Source organism: Pseudomonas sp. NPDC088368, assembly GCF_044753445.1.
GTDB lineage: Bacteria > Pseudomonadota > Gammaproteobacteria > Pseudomonadales > Pseudomonadaceae > Aquipseudomonas > Aquipseudomonas bambusae.
In genome coordinates this window covers 84,086-100,019 of the sequence record NZ_JBIVNG010000001.1, presented here as the reverse complement: position 1 = coordinate 100,019, position 15,934 = coordinate 84,086, and the positions used below count along the sequence as shown (strand labels likewise).

Here is a 15,934-nt window from a genome sequence, read left to right as displayed (position 1 = left end):
GCAATGCATCATATGACTCTGGCCGAGATCGCTCGCGGACTCGCCGACAAACAGTTTTCTTCCGAAGAACTGACCCGCTCCCTGCTTGCGCGTATCGCCCAGCTGGACCCGCAGATCAACAGCTTCATTACCGTCACCGAAGACCTGGCCATCACCCAGGCCCAGGCCGCTGACGCCCGCCGCGCCGCTGGCGAGAACGGCGCCCTGCTGGGCGCCCCGCTGGCGCACAAGGACCTGTTCTGCACCCAGGGCATCCGCACCAGCTGCGCCTCGAAGATGCTCGACAATTTCAAGGCCCCGTACGACGCCACCATCGTCGCCAAGCTGGCCGCCGCCGGCACCGTGACCCTGGGCAAGACCAACATGGACGAATTCGCCATGGGGTCGGCCAACGAATCCAGCCACTACGGCGCCGTAAAGAACCCGTGGAACCTCGAACACGTGCCGGGCGGTTCGTCTGGCGGTTCGGCGGCTGCGGTGGCTGCGCGCCTGTTGCCTGCCGCCACCGGCACCGACACTGGCGGTTCGATTCGCCAGCCTGCCGCGCTGACCAACCTGACCGGCCTGAAACCGACCTACGGTCGTGTGTCGCGCTGGGGCATGATCGCCTACGCGTCGAGCCTGGACCAGGCAGGCCCGATGGCGCGCACGGCCGAAGACTGCGCCCTGCTGCTGCAAGGCATGGCCGGTTTCGACATCAATGACTCCACCAGCATCGACGAACCCGTGCCGGATTACAGCGCCAGTCTGAATGGCTCGCTGCAAGGCCTGCGCATTGGCGTGCCGAAGGAATACTTCAGCGCGGGCCTCGACTCGCGTATCGCCGATCTGGTCATGGCCAGCGTCGAAGCGCTGAAAAAGCTCGGTGCCGTGGTCAAGGAAGTCAGCCTGCCGAACCTGCAACACGCGATCCCTGCTTACTACGTGATCGCCCCGGCAGAAGCCTCTTCCAACCTGTCGCGTTTCGACGGCGTGCGTTTCGGCTACCGCTGCGAAGACCCTAAAGACCTGACCGACCTGTACAAACGCTCCCGTGGCGAAGGCTTCGGCCCGGAAGTGCAGCGCCGGATAATGGTCGGTGCCTACGCGCTGTCCGCCGGTTACTACGACGCTTACTACCTGCAAGCGCAGAAGATCCGTCGCCTGATCAAGAACGACTTCATGAACGCATTCAAGGACGTTGACGTCATTCTCGGCCCGACCACGCCAAACCCGGCCTGGAAAATCGGTGCCAAGAACGCCGACCCGATTTCCGCCTACCTGGAAGACTTCTACACCATCACCGCCAACCTCGCGGGCCTGCCGGGCCTGTCGATGCCAGCCGGTTTCGCCGATGGCTTGCCGGTGGGCGTGCAACTGCTCGCGCCGTACTTCCAGGAAGGCCGCTTGCTGAACGTTGCTCATCAATACCAGCAAGTCACTGACTGGCATCTGCGTTCACCTGCAGGCTTCTAAGGAGAAAACACATGCAATGGGAAGTCGTCATCGGGCTGGAGATTCACACCCAGCTCACCACCCAATCGAAGATTTTCTCCGGTAGCGCCACCACGTTCGGCTCCGAGCCGAACACGCAGGCCAGCCTGGTGGACTTGGGCATGCCCGGTACTCTGCCGGTGCTGAATAAGGAAGCCGTACAAATGGCGGTCAAGTTCGGCCTCGCCATTGACGCCGAAATCGGCCAGCACAACGTGTTCGCCCGCAAGAACTACTTCTACCCGGACCTGCCGAAGGGCTATCAGATCAGCCAGATGGAATTGCCGATCGTCGGCAAGGGCCACCTGGACATCACCCTTGAAGACGGGACCATCAAGCGTATCGGCGTGACCCGTGCCCACCTGGAAGAAGATGCGGGCAAAAGCCTGCACGAAGACTTCAGCGGCATGACCGGCATCGACCTGAACCGTGCGGGCACCCCGCTGCTGGAAATCGTTTCCGAGCCGGACATGCGTTCGGCCAAGGAAGCGGTGGCCTACGTCAAGGCGATGCACGCGCTGGTTCGCTACCTCGGCATCTGCGACGGCAACATGGCCGAAGGCTCGCTGCGCTGCGACTGCAACGTGTCGATTCGCCCGAAAGGCCAGGTCGAGTTCGGCACCCGCTGCGAGATCAAGAACGTCAACTCGTTCCGTTTCATCGAGAAGGCGATCAACAGCGAAATCGAACGCCAGATCGAGCTGATCGAAGACGGTGGCAAGGTCATTCAGCAAACGCGCCTGTACGACCCGAACACCAACGAAACCCGCGCCATGCGTAGCAAGGAAGAAGCCAACGACTACCGTTACTTCCCCGACCCAGACTTGCTGCCGGTGATCATCGAGGACGCGTTCCTCGAACAGACACGCGCCACCCTGCCGGAGCTTCCGCCGCAGAAACGCGAGCGCTTCCAGTCGCAGTTCGGCCTGTCGCTGTACGACGCCAGCGTGCTGGCTTCCAGCCGCGAGCAAGCGGACTACTTCGAGAAGGTCGTGAGCATCGCGGGTGACGCGAAGCTGGCGGCCAACTGGGTCATGGTCGAGCTGGGTTCTCTGCTCAACAAGCAAGGCGTTGAAATCGACGAATCGCCGGTCAGCGCCGAGCAACTGGGCGGCATGCTGCAACGCATCACCGACAACACCATCTCGGGCAAGATCGCCAAAATGGTCTTCGAGGCGATGGCCAACGGTGAAGGCAGCGCGGACGAGATCATCGAGAAGCGCGGCCTGAAGCAAGTGACCGACAGCGGCGCCATCGAGTCGATTCTTGACGACATGCTGGCGGCCAATGCCGAGCAGGTCGAACAGTACCGCGCGGCGGATGAAGCCAAACGCGGCAAGATGTTCGGCTTCTTTGTCGGGCAGGCCATGAAAGCGTCGAAAGGCAAGGCCAACCCGGGTCAGGTCAACGAACTGCTGAAGCGCAAGCTGGAAGGCTGATTGCAGCGCTCTCTGGGGGGGCGGATTTATTCACGACTGGATGTGTCTGACACATCGCCATCGCGAATGAATTCGCTCCCACAGGGGTTCACGTCGCCGCCGATGTCGGAGCCTGGCTTTTGCCGTCTGTGGGAGAGAACCTATTCTGGGCGGCACCCCGACGAGGCATCATCCCAGGCAACGCAGAATTGCCAAAAAAAACACACACCAAAGGAATGCACCCCATGTGGCGGCTCTTCGGCGCTTGCGCCCTGCTCTCCCTGCTGGTCGGTTGTGCCAGCGAAGGCGTCATCGATCCCCACGGCTATAACGCCACCGGCGGAGCCTCGTATTACGGCTCTCGCCACCAAGGCAAGCGCACCGCCAGCGGTGAACGCTTCGACCAGAATTCCCTGACCGCGGCGCACCGCCAACTGCCGTTCGGCACCCGCGTGCAAGTCACCAACCTCGACAACGACCGCAAGGTCATCGTCCGCATCAACGATCGCGGGCCGCATACCCGTGGCCGATTGATCGACGTATCGCGCGCTGCCGCTGAACAATTGGGTATGCTGCGCAGCGGAACCGCCCAAGTGCGGGTGCAAGCTCTCGACGACTGACTCAGTGGTGCCCTGAATTCTCGCCCTCTCGACCCTGCCGCTGCCCACGCTGATCGAACTGATCGGTGGCCTGCTGATGATGATCGTCGGCGCCGAACTGTCGGTGCGCGCGGCGGTGGCCCTGGCTGCCCTGCTGAAAACCCGGCCGCTGTTTCTCGGCCTCACCGTCGTCGCCCTCGGCAGCAGCGCGCCGCAAATGGCCGTAGGCCTGCAAGCTGCGCTGACGGACAGCACCGACATCGCGGTGGGCAGCGTCATCGGCAGCAACATCTTCAACATTCTGGTGACCCTCGGCTTGTCGGCGTTGATCATCCCGTTGCGGGTGGCGCGGCAGTTGGTGCGCGTGGACCTGCCGCTGATGATCGGCGCCACGGCGTTGGTTGCCGGGCTGGCGTGGAATGGGGTGTTGAGCGGACTGGACGGCGTGGTGCTGTTGATCGCCATGGCCGGTTATCTGGTCGTGGTCGTGCGCCAGTTCGCCCACGGCGCCCGGCATTTCAACCCCACTGACGAAACACCAAAACGCAAAGTCTGGCAGATCCTTGGCCGCCTGGCGGTGATGTCCTGCGGGTTGGCCTTGATGATCTTTGGCAGTCATTTGCTGGTGGGCGCGGCCGCCGTTGTCGCCCAGGACCTGGGATTGTCGGAACGGGTGATCGGCCTGACCGTGATCGCCGTCGCCACGTCCCTCCCCGCCTTGATGACTTCGCTGATCGCAGCGCTGCGTGGCGAACGTGACATCGCGGTGGGCAACATCATCGGCAGCAACCTGTTCAACCTGCTGGGCGTGTTGGGGATCACCTCGCTGATCGCCTCGGCGCCTTTGTCGATCTCACCGAACGCACTGGACTTCGACCTGCCCGTGATGCTCGGCGTCGCGGTCCTGTGCCTGCCGCTGTTCTACTCCGGCTATCGCATCACCCGGCTGGAAGGCCTATTGCTGTTGGTACTTTACGCGGTGTACGGGCTGCACATCGTGTCGTTCACCACCGGTATGCCGCTGGCGGATCGGCTCGAACGGCTGATGATTCATTACGCGTTGCCGGTGTTGGGCATGGCGGTATTGCTCAGCACGGTTCGCGCGTGGCGTCGACAACACTGAGGGAAACGCCTGCACGTCTGCGGTCAGATCCACCCGCCCCACTGCAAAATGAAGATCCCGAGGTTGGTCGTCACCGCTGCTGCCAAGGTGGTCATGACGATGATCGACGCCGCCAGCTCATGATTGCCCTCGGCCGCGCGTGCCATGACGAAGCTGACGGAGGCCGTGGGCGCGCCGAAGTAAAGAAACAGAATCCCCAGTTCCGCGTGACGAAAGCCCAGCAGCCATGCGCCCGCGGTGCAGATCAGTGGCAACCACACCATTTTCATCAGGCCCGCGCTGACCGCCAGGCCGCCGCTCTCGCGCAACGATTTCAGCGACAAAGTCCCCCCGATGCACATCAACGCCAGCGGCAAGGTCATCTGCGCCAGGTAGCTGCCGGAGGTGTCGAGCCATTTCGGCAAGCTGATGCCGAAGTACGCGAAGGGGGTCGCGGCAATGATGCTGATGATCAGCGGGTTGGCGAAGACGCTTTTGCAGATGCTCCACGGGTCGGATTTGATCACCGGGCTGTAGACCGCCAGCACCACGGTCGAGAGCGTGTTGTAGAAAAGGATGACCAGCGCGGCGAGGATCGCGCCCAGTGAGATGCCGTAATCGCCGTACATGCTGGCCGCCAGCGCGAGGCCGATCACACCGTTGTTACCGCGAAACGCCCCTTGAACATAAATGCCGCGCTCGATGAAGGGCACGCGATAGATCGCCCAGCCCCAGACCAGCGCAAAGCCCACCAGGGTGGCGACGATAAAGTAGATCAAGACGCCCGGTTGCAGCGCCGCGTGCAGGTCAGCGTGGATGATGCCGAGGAACAGCAACGCGGGCATGGTGCAGTTGAACACCAGCGAAGACGCAGTGTGAATGAAGCTGTCATTGATCCAGCCGATCCGCTTGAGCAACACGCCAAGAAACAGCATGGCGAAGACCGGTGCGGTGATGTTCAGGGTTTCCCAAAAAATTGCCAGCATGCACACCAAACCCTGAGATGTCGTTAGGTGGCTAATGATAGGCGAGTGGCGAGCTAAGTGTTACCGGGATTTGCGTAGAGGTCGTACAACCGCAATAGGTGTGCCTTTGTTGAAGCACTGTCTGACACTGCGGAACCTGTAGGAGCCGGCTCGCTGGCGAATCGGTTGGGTCAGCCAACGTTTACGTCTCTGACACGACGCTTTCGCCAGCAATCCGGCTCCTACAGGTTTTACGGTGTTTTACATCAAGACGGAATCATAGACGCCAGCTTCTTCTCGAACACCGACACCCCGTCCAGATCCCGCAGCGTTACCGTCATCTCGCCGCTCTGCCCGTCGATGTTCACTTCGCCGAAAAACTGAAACCCGGCGAAGGGCGAGGTGTTCTGCGCAGGCGGGGCTTTCTGGAACACCAGCTCCGGGCCAAACGTCTTATCCAGTGTGTTCGGCCCAAAGCTCCCTGCATTCAACGGGCCGGCGACGAATTCCCAGAACGGGTCGAAGTCCTGAAACACGGCCTGATCCGGGTGATAGTGATGGGCCGCGCAGTAATGCACGTCGGCGGTTAGCCATACCGTGTTGCGAACCTTCTGCTGACGCAGGAACCCCAGCAGCTCGGCGACTTCCAGCTCACGCCCTTTTGGGGAGCCGTTGTCGGTGTTGGCGATGGCCTCCCAACGCATCACGCCGGGGCTGACCTCGCCGTCCGGCACACCGAGACCGATGGGCATGTCCGCCGCGATCACCTTCCACTGCGCGTTCGACGCCCGCAATTCGCGCTTGAGCCAGTCCAATTGCTGGCGCCCCAAAAATGCCGTGGTCGGCCCCGGTTTGTCGGCCAGGTTGGCGTCGTTGCCGTCGCGGTAGCTGCGCATGTCGAGGACGAACACGTCGAGCATCGGCCCGTAACTGAGCTTGCGGTACACCCGCCCGCCATTGTCGGCGCTCTGCAAACGCATGGGCGCGTATTCCAGAAACGCCTGACGTCCGCGTGAGGCCAACAATTGTATGTCTTTGACTTTGTAGCGCTCGTCGAGCTGTTTGCTTGGCGACCAGTTGTTGGTGACTTCGTGGTCGTCCCACTGCCAGATCTGCGGCACCTCGGCGTTGAACCGGCGCAAGTTCTCGTCCATCAGGTTGTAGCGATAGGCGCCGCGGTATTCGTCAAGGGTCTCGGCGACCTTGCTCTTGGCTTCGGTGGTGAGGTTGCGCCAGATCCGCCCGCCTTCCGTGACCACCTCGGCGGGCACCGGGCCGTCGGCATAAATGGTGTCGCCGCTGTGGATAAAGAAATCCGGCAGACGCAAGCGCATCGCTTCGTAGATGCGCATGCCGCCGATGTCCGGATTGATGCCGAAACCCTGCCCCACAGTGTCGCCGCTCCAGACGAAACGGATGTCACGGCGGGTCTGCGGCACGCTACGCAGGTGACCGAACCACGGCTCGCTGGCGACACCGGTTTGCGCGTCTTCGAAGAACACGCGGTAGAAAATGGCTTGATCGGTGGGCAGGCCGGTCAGTTCGACGCGAGCGGTGAAGTCAGTGCGCTGATCAGCCAGCAGCGAGACGGCGCGACGCGGATCAGTGAACATGCTGCGCGTGTCCCATTCCACGACCATGCGCGAAGGGCGGTCGCTGCGGCTCCAGACCATCGCGCGATCACCCATCAGATCGCCAGCCTGCACGCCGTCGGTCATCTTCGGGCGGTCCTTGACCGAGGCAATGACCGCTGGGGCCAGGCCCGGCAAGAGCAATCCGGCGCCAGCGGCTTGAATGATGCGTCGGCGTGTCAGGTCGAACTGAGTCATGTTTCATCCCTCTCCAGCGAATGCCAAAGACAGGAACCTAACAACCGAATGTTGGGGGTTTGTGACAGGCCGGAAGTCAGTGGGAAAGCGCATCACCTGTGGGAGCGAATTCATTCGCGAAAATTCGTGCATCCGACAGAGAACTGTCGGATTCAACACCACTTCGCGAATGAATTCGCTCCCACAGATAGAATCCCCGTCAGCCACAACATACTCGAATGCCCTACGCGCCAGCAGCCACCGCATCCAGTTCCACCACTTCCGGCCGTTTCAACACGGCATACAACACGCCCGTCACCACGCTGCCGACCACAATCGCCAGCAGGTACAGCAACGCATGGTTGATCGCATTCGGAATCAGCAGCACGAACAGCCCGCCATGGGGCGCCATGAGTTTGCAGCCGAAAAACATCGACAACGCCCCGGTCAGCGCGCCACCGACGATGCTGGCCGGGATCACTCGCAGCGGGTCTTTGGCGGCGAAGGGAATGGCGCCTTCGGAGATGAAGCACAGCCCCAGCACAAACGCTGCCTTGCCCGCTTCGCGCTCGCTTTGCGCGAATTTATGACGGGCGATGAGGCTGGCGATGCCCATGCCGATCGGCGGCACCATGCCTGCGGCCATCGCTGCGGCCATCGGCGCGTAGCTCTGGGAGGCCAGCAGCCCCACCGAAAACGCATAAGACGCCTTGTTGATCGGCCCGCCGAGGTCTACGCACATCATGGCGCCCAGCAACACGCCCAGCAGAATCGCGTTGGTGGTGCCCATGCTGTCGAGGAAGTGCGTCAGCCCTTCGAGCATGCCCGCCACCGGCTTGCCGACCACGTAGATCATCACCAGCCCCGTCACCAGACTGGCGAGCAGCGGAATGATCAGGATCGGCTTCAACGCCTCGACGCTGGCGGGCAGCCTTGCATAACGATTGATGGCCGCAGCGGTGTACCCGGCGATGAAGCCCGCGATGATGCCGCCGATGAAACCCGCACCCAGCGTGCTGGCCAGCAGCCCGCCGATCATGCCCGGCGCCAGACCCGGCCGGTCCGCGATGGAATAGGCGATGTAACCCGCCAGCAGAGGCACCATCAGCTTGAACGCCGCATCACCGCCGATCTGCATCAACGCAGCGGCCAGCGTGCCTTGTTCCTTGAACGCCGTGATACCGAACACGAACGACAGCGCGATCAGCAAACCGCCCGCCACCACCATCGGCAGCATGAACGACACGCCGGTCAGCAGGTGTTTGTAGACGCCGGTTTTCTCTTTCTTGGCAGGGGCTTTCGAGGTCGACGCAGAAGACTCGATCTCGGCTTCAGCCAAGGCTTTTTTAAGCGTCGCTTCAGACTGTTTGAGTGCGATGCCAGTGCCGCAGCGGTAAATTCGTTTGCCTGCGAAACGCTCGGTGGCCACTTCGATATCGGCTGCCAGCAACACAACGTCCGCATTGGCAATCGCCTGAGCGCTTAACGGATTGCGCGCACCGACCGAGCCCTGGGTTTCCACTTGCAGCTCGTAGCCCAGTTTTTTCGCCGCCTGCTGGATGGCCTCGGCGGCCATGAAGGTGTGGGCAACGCCGGTCGGGCACGCGGTCACGGCCACCAGTGTCGGGACTTTGCCCTGGCTGACAGCAGCAGGCTCGACGCGCTCGGTGGGCACATACACCTTCGCCAGTTCCTGGGCTGAATGCATGAAACCGTCGATGTCCTGCAACGCTCGGGAAGGCGTCGACTGATGCAGACGCTTGCCTGCAAACCGGCTCAAATCCAGAGGGCCGGTGTTGACGACCAACACCCAGTCGGCGCTCTGGATCTGATCAGCGGTGAGCTGTTTTTCAAGGTGACGCGGGTCGTGCACCTCGACACACGTCGTCCACCCCTGACGCTGCGCCGCGGCATCGAGCAGACGGGCGCTGAGGACACTGCTGATCTTGCCGTTGGGGCAGGCCGTGACAATGGCTAACTTCATCACTCTTCCTCTTTTCTTGTTCTGTCGAGGTTATTCGCCATGGCGCGAACGTTGACCCCGCCTTCCAGCCGTTTGAGTTGCAACGTGTCCGTGATACCGAACCCGATTTGGGTCACCGCCATCGCGGCAATCGCCGTCGCCGTGCGCAGCGTCCGTTCGGGCGTGTGGCCGCTCAACAGGCCATGAACCATCCCCGCCAACAGCGAATCCCCCGCGCCGACGGTGCTGGCGACGGTGACTCTCGGCGGCAATGCCTGCAACGCGACATCGGCGCTGAACCAGTGCACGCCTTCCGAGCCTTGTGAAATCACCACATGCTCAATGCCGCGCTGCCGCAAGGCTTCGGCAGCCTCGGCCTGCGCGGCGATGGAAATGATCGGTGCATCCAGCGCGTCGGCCAGCTCTTCGGTGTTGGGCTTGATCAGCCACGGTGACGCTTCAAGGCCTGCACGCAAAGCTTCGCCGCTCGTGTCCAGAGCAACCTTCAGACCCTTTTTGTTGAGCATCAGCAGCACGGCTTTCAGCCACTGCGCATCGACGCCACGGGGCAAACTGCCCGCCACGATCACCGCATCAAAGTCACTGGCGATCTGTTCGACGCGGGCCGCGAGCGCCTGTTGCGCCTGAACGCTGACTTCAGGTCCCGGCCCGTTCAGGTCAGTGATGCGTCCACTGCTTTCGGCAAGTTTGATGTTGCTGCGGGTCTCACCCGGCACGCGAACGAACTCGTCGACGAAATTGCGTTTGACGAACAGTGATTCGAACGGCATCTGATTATCGACGCCGAGAAAACCCGCGACGGTCAGCGTATGCCCCAAATCCGCCAGCACCTGCGCGACGTTGAGGCCCTTGCCGGCCGCGTGGGTGAGCATGCACTCGCTGCGGTTGACCTGGCCCACCTGCAACGGGCCCAACTGCACGGTCAGGTCCAGCGCCGGGTTCATGGTCAATGTCAAAATGTTCGCCATTACAGCCCCTCCACGAGGGCACGCACTTCAGCGGCGCTGCCGACGGCCAGCGCGTGTTGCGCCAACTGCCGGGCACCGATCAGATTCAACTCACGGACGCAGGCTTTGACTTCGCCCACACTGCGCGCCGCGACACTCAATTCATCGACGCCCAGCCCGACCAGCACCGGCACCGCCAGCGGGTCCGCTGCCAACTCGCCGCACACGCCGACCCATTTGCCATGGGCATGGGCGGCGCGAACGGTGATGTCGATCAGTTGCAGTACGGCGGGATGCAGACCATCCGCCTGGGCAGACAAGTTTGGATGGCCCCGGTCGATGGCCAGGGTGTACTGCGTCAGGTCGTTGGTGCCGACGCTGAAGAAGTCCACCTCTTTGGCCAGCACCGGCGCCAACAGCGCCGCCGACGGCACCTCGATCATGATGCCCAGTTGCAAGTCGGCCACCGGAATTTCCAGACGCAGTCGCTCGGTCATGTCACGCGCCTGACGCCACTCTTCAACGGTCCCGACCATCGGGAACATGATGCGCAATGGACGGTTGTCGGCGGCCCGCAGCAAGGCGCGAAGCTGGCTTTCCATCACGTCAGGACGCTGCAAGGTCAGACGAATGCCGCGCACGCCGAGGAATGGGTTTTCTTCCTTGTCGATTGGCCAGTACGGCAGCGGTTTATCGCCACCGACGTCGAGGGTACGAACCACCAATGGGCGGCCTTTGAGGTCGTCAAGCAGGCGACGGTATTCGGCTTCCTGAGTGGCTTCGTCCGGCGCGGAGCTGTGGGCCATGAACAGCAATTCGGTGCGCAACAGGCCGATGCCTTCGGCGCCCTGCTCTACCGCAGCGGGCGTACCGGCGCTGTCGCCAATGTTGGCGAACACCTCGACCGCGTGGCCGTCCTGAGTGATTGCAGGCTCCATGCGCAACGCGGCAGCGGCTTTCAGACGTGTCTCGCGGGTGTTGCGGTCAAGCAAGGCGCGCTCCAAGGTCGCGTCGTCCGGCGCCACATCAAGGCGTCCGCGCTGACCGTCTATCAGCAAAACGGTGCCGGACTTGATCAGCAGCACCGCGTCCCCGGCACCGACCAGCGCCGGAATACCCAATGCGCGAGCAACGATCGCGCTGTGGGCCGTGGCACCGCCGCGCGCCGTGAGAATCCCGGCGACGCGTACGGGATCGAGCCGCGCCACGTCGGACGGGCCGACTTCATCCATCACCAGAATGTACGGTTCTTGCGGTTCCACCAGATCCTGCACGCCACACAGTTGCGCCAGTACGCGACGGCCTACATCGCGCAGGTCCGCCGCACGTTCGGCGAGCAACGCATCTCTGAGCTGTTCCTGCTGGCGTGCCGCCGCGTCGATCACGTGCGTCCAGGCGGCAGCGGCACTTTCACCACTTTTGAGACGCAGGGCGACCTCATCCACCAGCTCGGGGTCGTCGAGCATTTCCTGGTGGGTGATGAAAATCTCGCGAATGGCCTTGGCGGTGCTGCGTTGGATCAGCCCTTCGATGTCGCTTCGGACCTGACTCAACGCCGAGTGCAGACGCTCGTATTCGGCGTGGTACGACTCGCCGCGCAGCGGGTAATCAAATACCGGCAACACGTGCACATGGGCAGGACCCGTGGCGATGCCGGGGGCGGCGGGAACGGCCTGAATCTGTGAACCGGCGCAGGGGGCGCTCAGGCGTTTTTCCACCACGGCCGCAATCGGGCTTGGGGCGGACTCGGTCGGCAGCGGCTCGATCTCCTCGCCCAAGCCTTCGCGGACGGCAGCGATCAGAGCAGGCAAGGCATCGCTGGCAATGGCCGGCTCGGCGATGAATTCCAGCACCTGCCCCCGACGCACGCCGAGGCTCAGCAGTTTGCTCAGACTTTTGACCGACACAGGATTTTCGGCGCTGTCGAGAATGCGCACGCGCACCTCGCCTTCAAAATTTTTCGCCAGTTGCGCGAGGATCTTTGCTGGGCGCGCATGCAGGCCATGAGCGTTGGCAAGGGCGACACGCTCGCTCGGCCAGTCGGGCGGCACGTCACCGCCCAGGGCTTGCAGCACGGCGCGGCTGCTGGTGGCCTGACCCAATTCTTGCCCACGGCCTTCGATCAACAGCGCGCACAGTCTTTCGAGCAACGCTTGATGGGACTCACCCAGGCTGGCGAGGCAGAACAGGCCGTTCAACGGTTGCCCCAGATGACGCATGGGCTTGTCCGGCGTGACAAACGCCAGCCCCGGTTTGTTGACCATCTGCTCGCTGTGCAGCCACCAGAGGCCGTCGCCCAACGGCAGCGGCTCGACCTGTTGCAGCACGGCGGCAAACCCGTTGTTCACGCATTCGGCACGACGCAGCAACCGGGCACCGCGCCAGACCAGCTCTTCGAAGTCATCGACTGACGCGCCGAGGCTGATCATTTGTGCATCCAGCGCCAGTTCCTGCGGAGCGCCTTGCAGCAGTTTGAGCAGCGCCTCTGGACTTGTGGCCTGACGCAACGCTTCGCCCAGATCGGTCTCGCCGAGAGCACGGGTCAGGAGTTGGAGGAGACGCAAGTGTTCGTCGGATTTGGCGGCAATGCCGATGGCCAGATAGACGATCTGCCCGTCGCCCCAATCCACGCCCTCTGGAAACTGCATCAAACGCACACCGGTGGCGTACACCTGATCGCGGGTTTGCGGCGTGCCATGGGGAATCGCGATGCCCTGGCCGAGAAAGGTCGAACCCTGTTGCTCGCGGGCTTGCAGCCCTTGCAAATAACCCGGTGCGACGAGTCCGTCAGCCACGAGCAGATCAGCGAGCAATTGCAGCGCGGCAGGTTTATCCACAGCCGTTTGGCCCATGGAAATTTGCTCAACGGTCAGTTCGAGCATCGCGTTCTCCTGTGATTCTTGTTTTAGAGCCTGAGGCACGTGGATAACACGGCATCAGACCAGCGTTCTTGCACGATTACGGCAATAAATGCGCTTGCTGAATCGTTTAATCTAGATTGCCGGGCACGTTACTCGATATCTTGCGCAGATTGAAGCGCATCCTGCTGACCGGCGCAGAAAGCATTCTGAAAACGTAATCGATAATGCTCTGCTGTAATGATGACTCTGAATCGGTGAAAATCCCGACCGCATTCCGTCCGTGCCAAAGAATAAAAGGAAGGTCCGCTTGAAACTCAGTGATATTGCGCGTCTGGCCGGCGTCTCCGTCACCACCGCCAGCTACGTGATCAACGGCAAGGCCGAGCAGCAACGCATCAGCAACGCGACCGTTGAACGTGTGCGGGCGGTGGTCGAGGCCCATGGATTTCGCCCCAATCCACAGGCTGCGGGGCTGCGCAGCCGCCACACCCGCACGTTGGGTTTCATTTTGCCGGACCTGGAAAACCCGAGTTACGCCCGCATCGCCAAGCAACTCGAACAAGGCGCCCGTGCCCGAGGCTATCAACTCCTGATCGCCAGTTCCGACGACGATCCCATCAGCGAGTTGCAGTTGTTGCAGTTGTTTCGCGCCCGTCGTTGCGATGCCCTCTTCGTAGCCAGTTGCCTGCCTGCCAGCGATGACAGCTACCGCGACCTGCAAAAACATGGCATTCCCGTCATCGCCATTGACCGGGAAATGGACCCCGCGCATTTCTGCTCGGTGGTCAGCGACGACCACGACGCCAGCCAGCAACTGACGCGCAGCCTGCTGGAAACCCGGCCCCGGCACGTTGCCCTCATCGGCGCCCGCCCTGAACTCAGCGTCAGTAAAGCCCGTGCCAGTGGCTTCGAAGACGCACTGGAAGGCTTCAAAGGCTCGGTGATCGTCGAGCATGGCGAAGCCTTCAGTCGCGATTGCGGCCTGCACATCGCGGGCGAGATGCTTGATCGCCTCGGCTATTTTCCCGACGCGCTGATCACCACGTCCTATGTTCTGTTGCAGGGCGTTTTCGACCTGCTGCACGCGCGCCGTCTCAATCCTGATCAACTGCACCTCGGCACTTTCGGCGACACGCAACTGCTCGACTTTCTGCCGTTGCCGGTCAACGCCATGGCCCAGCAGCACCAGTTGATCGCTGAAAAAGCGCTGGCATTGGCCCTCTCGGCCGTGGAACAGGATCTGTACGAGCCGGGCGTTCACGCCATCGTGCGCACGTTCAAACAGCGCATTCACGAGGCCTGACGTGCGGCTGATCGACACCCACACGCATCTGGACTTCGATGATTTCGATGCTGACCGAGACGCCGTTCTCAGCCGTTGTCGACAGCTGCAAGTAGACCGGATCGTGGTGTTGGGGGTCTATCAGCGCAATCTGCAGCGGGTGTGGGATCTGGCCCTCAATGAGCCTTCCATTTACGCAGCATTGGGCTTACACCCGATTTATCTTAATGAACACCGCACCGAGCACCTTCATGAATTGCGCGAGCGACTGGCCGAATTGGCGGGCCATCCAAAACTCTGCGCAGTGGGCGAAATCGGGCTGGATTACTACGTCGAATCGCTGGATCGGGATCGACAAAAAACCGTTTTCGAGCAACAGCTGCAAATGGCCGCTGACTTCAATCTGCCCGCCCTGCTCCACGTACGCCGCAGTCACGCAGATACCATTGCCACACTCAAACGCTTCAAGCTCAAACGCGCTGGCATCGTTCACGCCTTCGCGGGGAGCCGAGAGGAAGCGAAGGAATACATCAAGCTCGGTTTCAAACTCGGCCTTGGCGGCGCGGCGACCTGGCCGCAAGCGCTGCGCATGCACCGGGTCATTGCCGACCTGCCGCTGGACAGCGTGGTGCTGGAAACCGATTCGCCCGACATGGCCCCGGCAATGTACCCCGGAGAGCGCAACAGCCCCGCGCACTTGCCGGATATTTGCGGAGCCTTGGCCGGGCTGATGAATACGACGCCCGACACCCTCGCCAACGCCAGTACCGAGAACGCCTGCCAGGTCTTCGGCTGGGCATGAATCACGCCTGACTCACCACTCGCCCGATTTCATTTTGTAAAAAGAAATTTCAAACGCGACCAGCGGTCCTTTGCATACCTCCCCTCGATCGCTAAGGACACCGGTAATGAAATTCTCCAAGTTCGCGCAGGCGTTGTCGAAATGGACCGGCAACCCGAAGACCTTTGTCGTGGCCGTTCTGTTGATCTGCGTGTGGGCCGTGACAGGTCCTTTCTTCCATTACAACGACACGTGGCAGCTGATCATCAACACCTCCACGACGATCATCACATTCCTGATGGTCTTCCTCGTGCAGAACACCCAGAACCGCGACACGGACGAGTTGCACATCAAGATCGACGAGCTGTTGCGGGTCACCAAGGATGCCCAGAACGCGGTGTTGAGCCTGGACAATCTGGACCAGAAAGAACTGCACGCGCTGCGCAAGAAATACAAGGCCATGGGCGATCGTGAAGACACCGACCACACCCAGCCGTTTCCCGCGTGCGATGCCGATGTCGTCATCGACAAGTCTCAGTCGGCCACCGACCATTGATCAGAGGGCGAGGAACTGCACGGCGTCGGGTTTTTCTCAAATGGATGTGTCATCTGTGCTGACGCCTCGCGAATGAATTCGCTCCTACAGGTGATTTGGCGTACGCCTGAAACGGGTGGACGGACACAGCACCTGTGGGAGCGAATTCATTTGCGAAG

Annotated in this window: 12 protein-coding genes; 7 read left to right on the top strand and 5 right to left on the bottom strand. The window is 61.8% G+C overall.

All coding sequences use genetic code 11. The features are described 5' to 3' along the window. Positions 1-3: 3 nt before the first annotated feature. From gatA to ACIQAL_RS00360, 4 genes are all read left to right on the top strand, one after another. Positions 4-1,455 (top strand): Asp-tRNA(Asn)/Glu-tRNA(Gln) amidotransferase subunit GatA, encoded by a 1,452-nt coding sequence (gatA, locus tag ACIQAL_RS00375; protein ID WP_401141277.1) that lies wholly within the window; start codon positions 4-6, stop codon positions 1,453-1,455. Positions 1,456-1,466: 11 nt separating this feature from the next. Continuing rightward, positions 1,467-2,912 (top strand): Asp-tRNA(Asn)/Glu-tRNA(Gln) amidotransferase subunit GatB, encoded by a 1,446-nt coding sequence (gatB, locus tag ACIQAL_RS00370; protein ID WP_256665045.1) that lies wholly within the window; start codon positions 1,467-1,469, stop codon positions 2,910-2,912. A gap of 224 nt (positions 2,913-3,136) precedes the next feature. After that, on the top strand, positions 3,137-3,511 hold the full coding sequence (locus ACIQAL_RS00365; RefSeq protein ID WP_401141274.1) for a septal ring lytic transglycosylase RlpA family protein: 375 nt from the start codon (positions 3,137-3,139) through the stop codon (positions 3,509-3,511). A 49-nt stretch (positions 3,512-3,560) separates the two neighbouring features. Then, complete coding sequence (locus ACIQAL_RS00360) at positions 3,561-4,613, top strand: calcium/sodium antiporter (RefSeq protein ID WP_401142355.1); 1,053 nt, start codon at positions 3,561-3,563, stop codon at positions 4,611-4,613. A 23-nt stretch (positions 4,614-4,636) separates the two neighbouring features. Here the strand turns inward: ACIQAL_RS00360 and ACIQAL_RS00355 are convergent, their stop codons facing one another. The 5 genes from ACIQAL_RS00355 to ptsP all read right to left on the bottom strand — a co-directional run bounded on the left by ACIQAL_RS00355 (position 4,637) and on the right by ptsP (position 13,178). Continuing rightward, positions 4,637-5,578: an AEC family transporter gene (locus tag ACIQAL_RS00355; RefSeq protein WP_401141271.1), complete on the bottom strand. Its 942-nt coding sequence runs from the start codon at positions 5,576-5,578 to the stop codon at positions 4,637-4,639. A gap of 245 nt (positions 5,579-5,823) precedes the next feature. Continuing rightward, the gene (locus tag ACIQAL_RS00350) at positions 5,824-7,386 is read right to left on the bottom strand and encodes an alkaline phosphatase D family protein (protein WP_401141268.1); all 1,563 of its coding nucleotides are present in this window, start codon (positions 7,384-7,386) and stop codon (positions 5,824-5,826) included. A gap of 223 nt (positions 7,387-7,609) precedes the next feature. Further along, positions 7,610-9,349 carry a PTS fructose-like transporter subunit IIB gene (locus tag ACIQAL_RS00345; protein WP_401141265.1) on the bottom strand — a complete coding sequence of 580 codons (1,740 nt, stop codon included), beginning with the start codon at positions 9,347-9,349 and terminating at the stop codon, positions 7,610-7,612. After that, positions 9,349-10,317 carry a 1-phosphofructokinase gene (gene pfkB, locus ACIQAL_RS00340; protein WP_401141263.1) on the bottom strand — a complete coding sequence of 323 codons (969 nt, stop codon included), beginning with the start codon at positions 10,315-10,317 and terminating at the stop codon, positions 9,349-9,351. Before pfkB ends, ACIQAL_RS00345 begins: the two co-directional genes overlap by 1 nt. Continuing rightward, complete coding sequence (gene ptsP, locus ACIQAL_RS00335) at positions 10,317-13,178, bottom strand: phosphoenolpyruvate--protein phosphotransferase (protein ID WP_401141261.1); 2,862 nt, start codon at positions 13,176-13,178, stop codon at positions 10,317-10,319. Before ptsP ends, pfkB begins: the two co-directional genes overlap by 1 nt. 286 nt (positions 13,179-13,464) lie before the next feature. Between ptsP and cra the strand changes: the two genes are divergently transcribed. From cra to ACIQAL_RS00320, 3 genes are all read left to right on the top strand, one after another. Then, positions 13,465-14,460 carry a catabolite repressor/activator gene (cra, locus tag ACIQAL_RS00330; RefSeq protein ID WP_166593729.1) on the top strand — a complete coding sequence of 332 codons (996 nt, stop codon included), beginning with the start codon at positions 13,465-13,467 and terminating at the stop codon, positions 14,458-14,460. Between the two features lies 1 nt (position 14,461). Beyond that, positions 14,462-15,241, top strand: coding sequence for a TatD family hydrolase (locus ACIQAL_RS00325; protein ID WP_401141258.1), 780 nt, complete (start codon positions 14,462-14,464; stop codon positions 15,239-15,241). Positions 15,242-15,347: 106 nt separating this feature from the next. Further along, positions 15,348-15,776 carry a low affinity iron permease family protein gene (locus ACIQAL_RS00320; protein ID WP_401141257.1) on the top strand — a complete coding sequence of 143 codons (429 nt, stop codon included), beginning with the start codon at positions 15,348-15,350 and terminating at the stop codon, positions 15,774-15,776. Positions 15,777-15,934: the final 158 nt, after the last annotated feature.

What these genes read in the sequence shown, in the direction of transcription:
- ACIQAL_RS00320 (WP_401141257.1), top strand. Translation starts at nt 15,348, where the DNA reads ATGAAATTCTCCAAGTTCGCGCAGGCGTTGTCGAAATGGACCGGCAAC.
- ptsP (WP_401141261.1), bottom strand. Translation starts at nt 13,178, where the DNA reads ATGCTCGAACTGACCGTTGAGCAAATTTCCATGGGCCAAACGGCTGTG.
- ACIQAL_RS00350 (WP_401141268.1), bottom strand. Translation starts at nt 7,386, where the DNA reads ATGACTCAGTTCGACCTGACACGCCGACGCATCATTCAAGCCGCTGGC.
- gatA (WP_401141277.1), top strand. Translation starts at nt 4, where the DNA reads ATGCATCATATGACTCTGGCCGAGATCGCTCGCGGACTCGCCGACAAA.
- ACIQAL_RS00355 (WP_401141271.1), bottom strand. Translation starts at nt 5,578, where the DNA reads ATGCTGGCAATTTTTTGGGAAACCCTGAACATCACCGCACCGGTCTTC.
- ACIQAL_RS00365 (WP_401141274.1), top strand. Translation starts at nt 3,137, where the DNA reads ATGTGGCGGCTCTTCGGCGCTTGCGCCCTGCTCTCCCTGCTGGTCGGT.
- ACIQAL_RS00345 (WP_401141265.1), bottom strand. Translation starts at nt 9,349, where the DNA reads ATGAAGTTAGCCATTGTCACGGCCTGCCCCAACGGCAAGATCAGCAGT.
- pfkB (WP_401141263.1), bottom strand. Translation starts at nt 10,317, where the DNA reads ATGGCGAACATTTTGACATTGACCATGAACCCGGCGCTGGACCTGACC.
- gatB (WP_256665045.1), top strand. Translation starts at nt 1,467, where the DNA reads ATGCAATGGGAAGTCGTCATCGGGCTGGAGATTCACACCCAGCTCACC.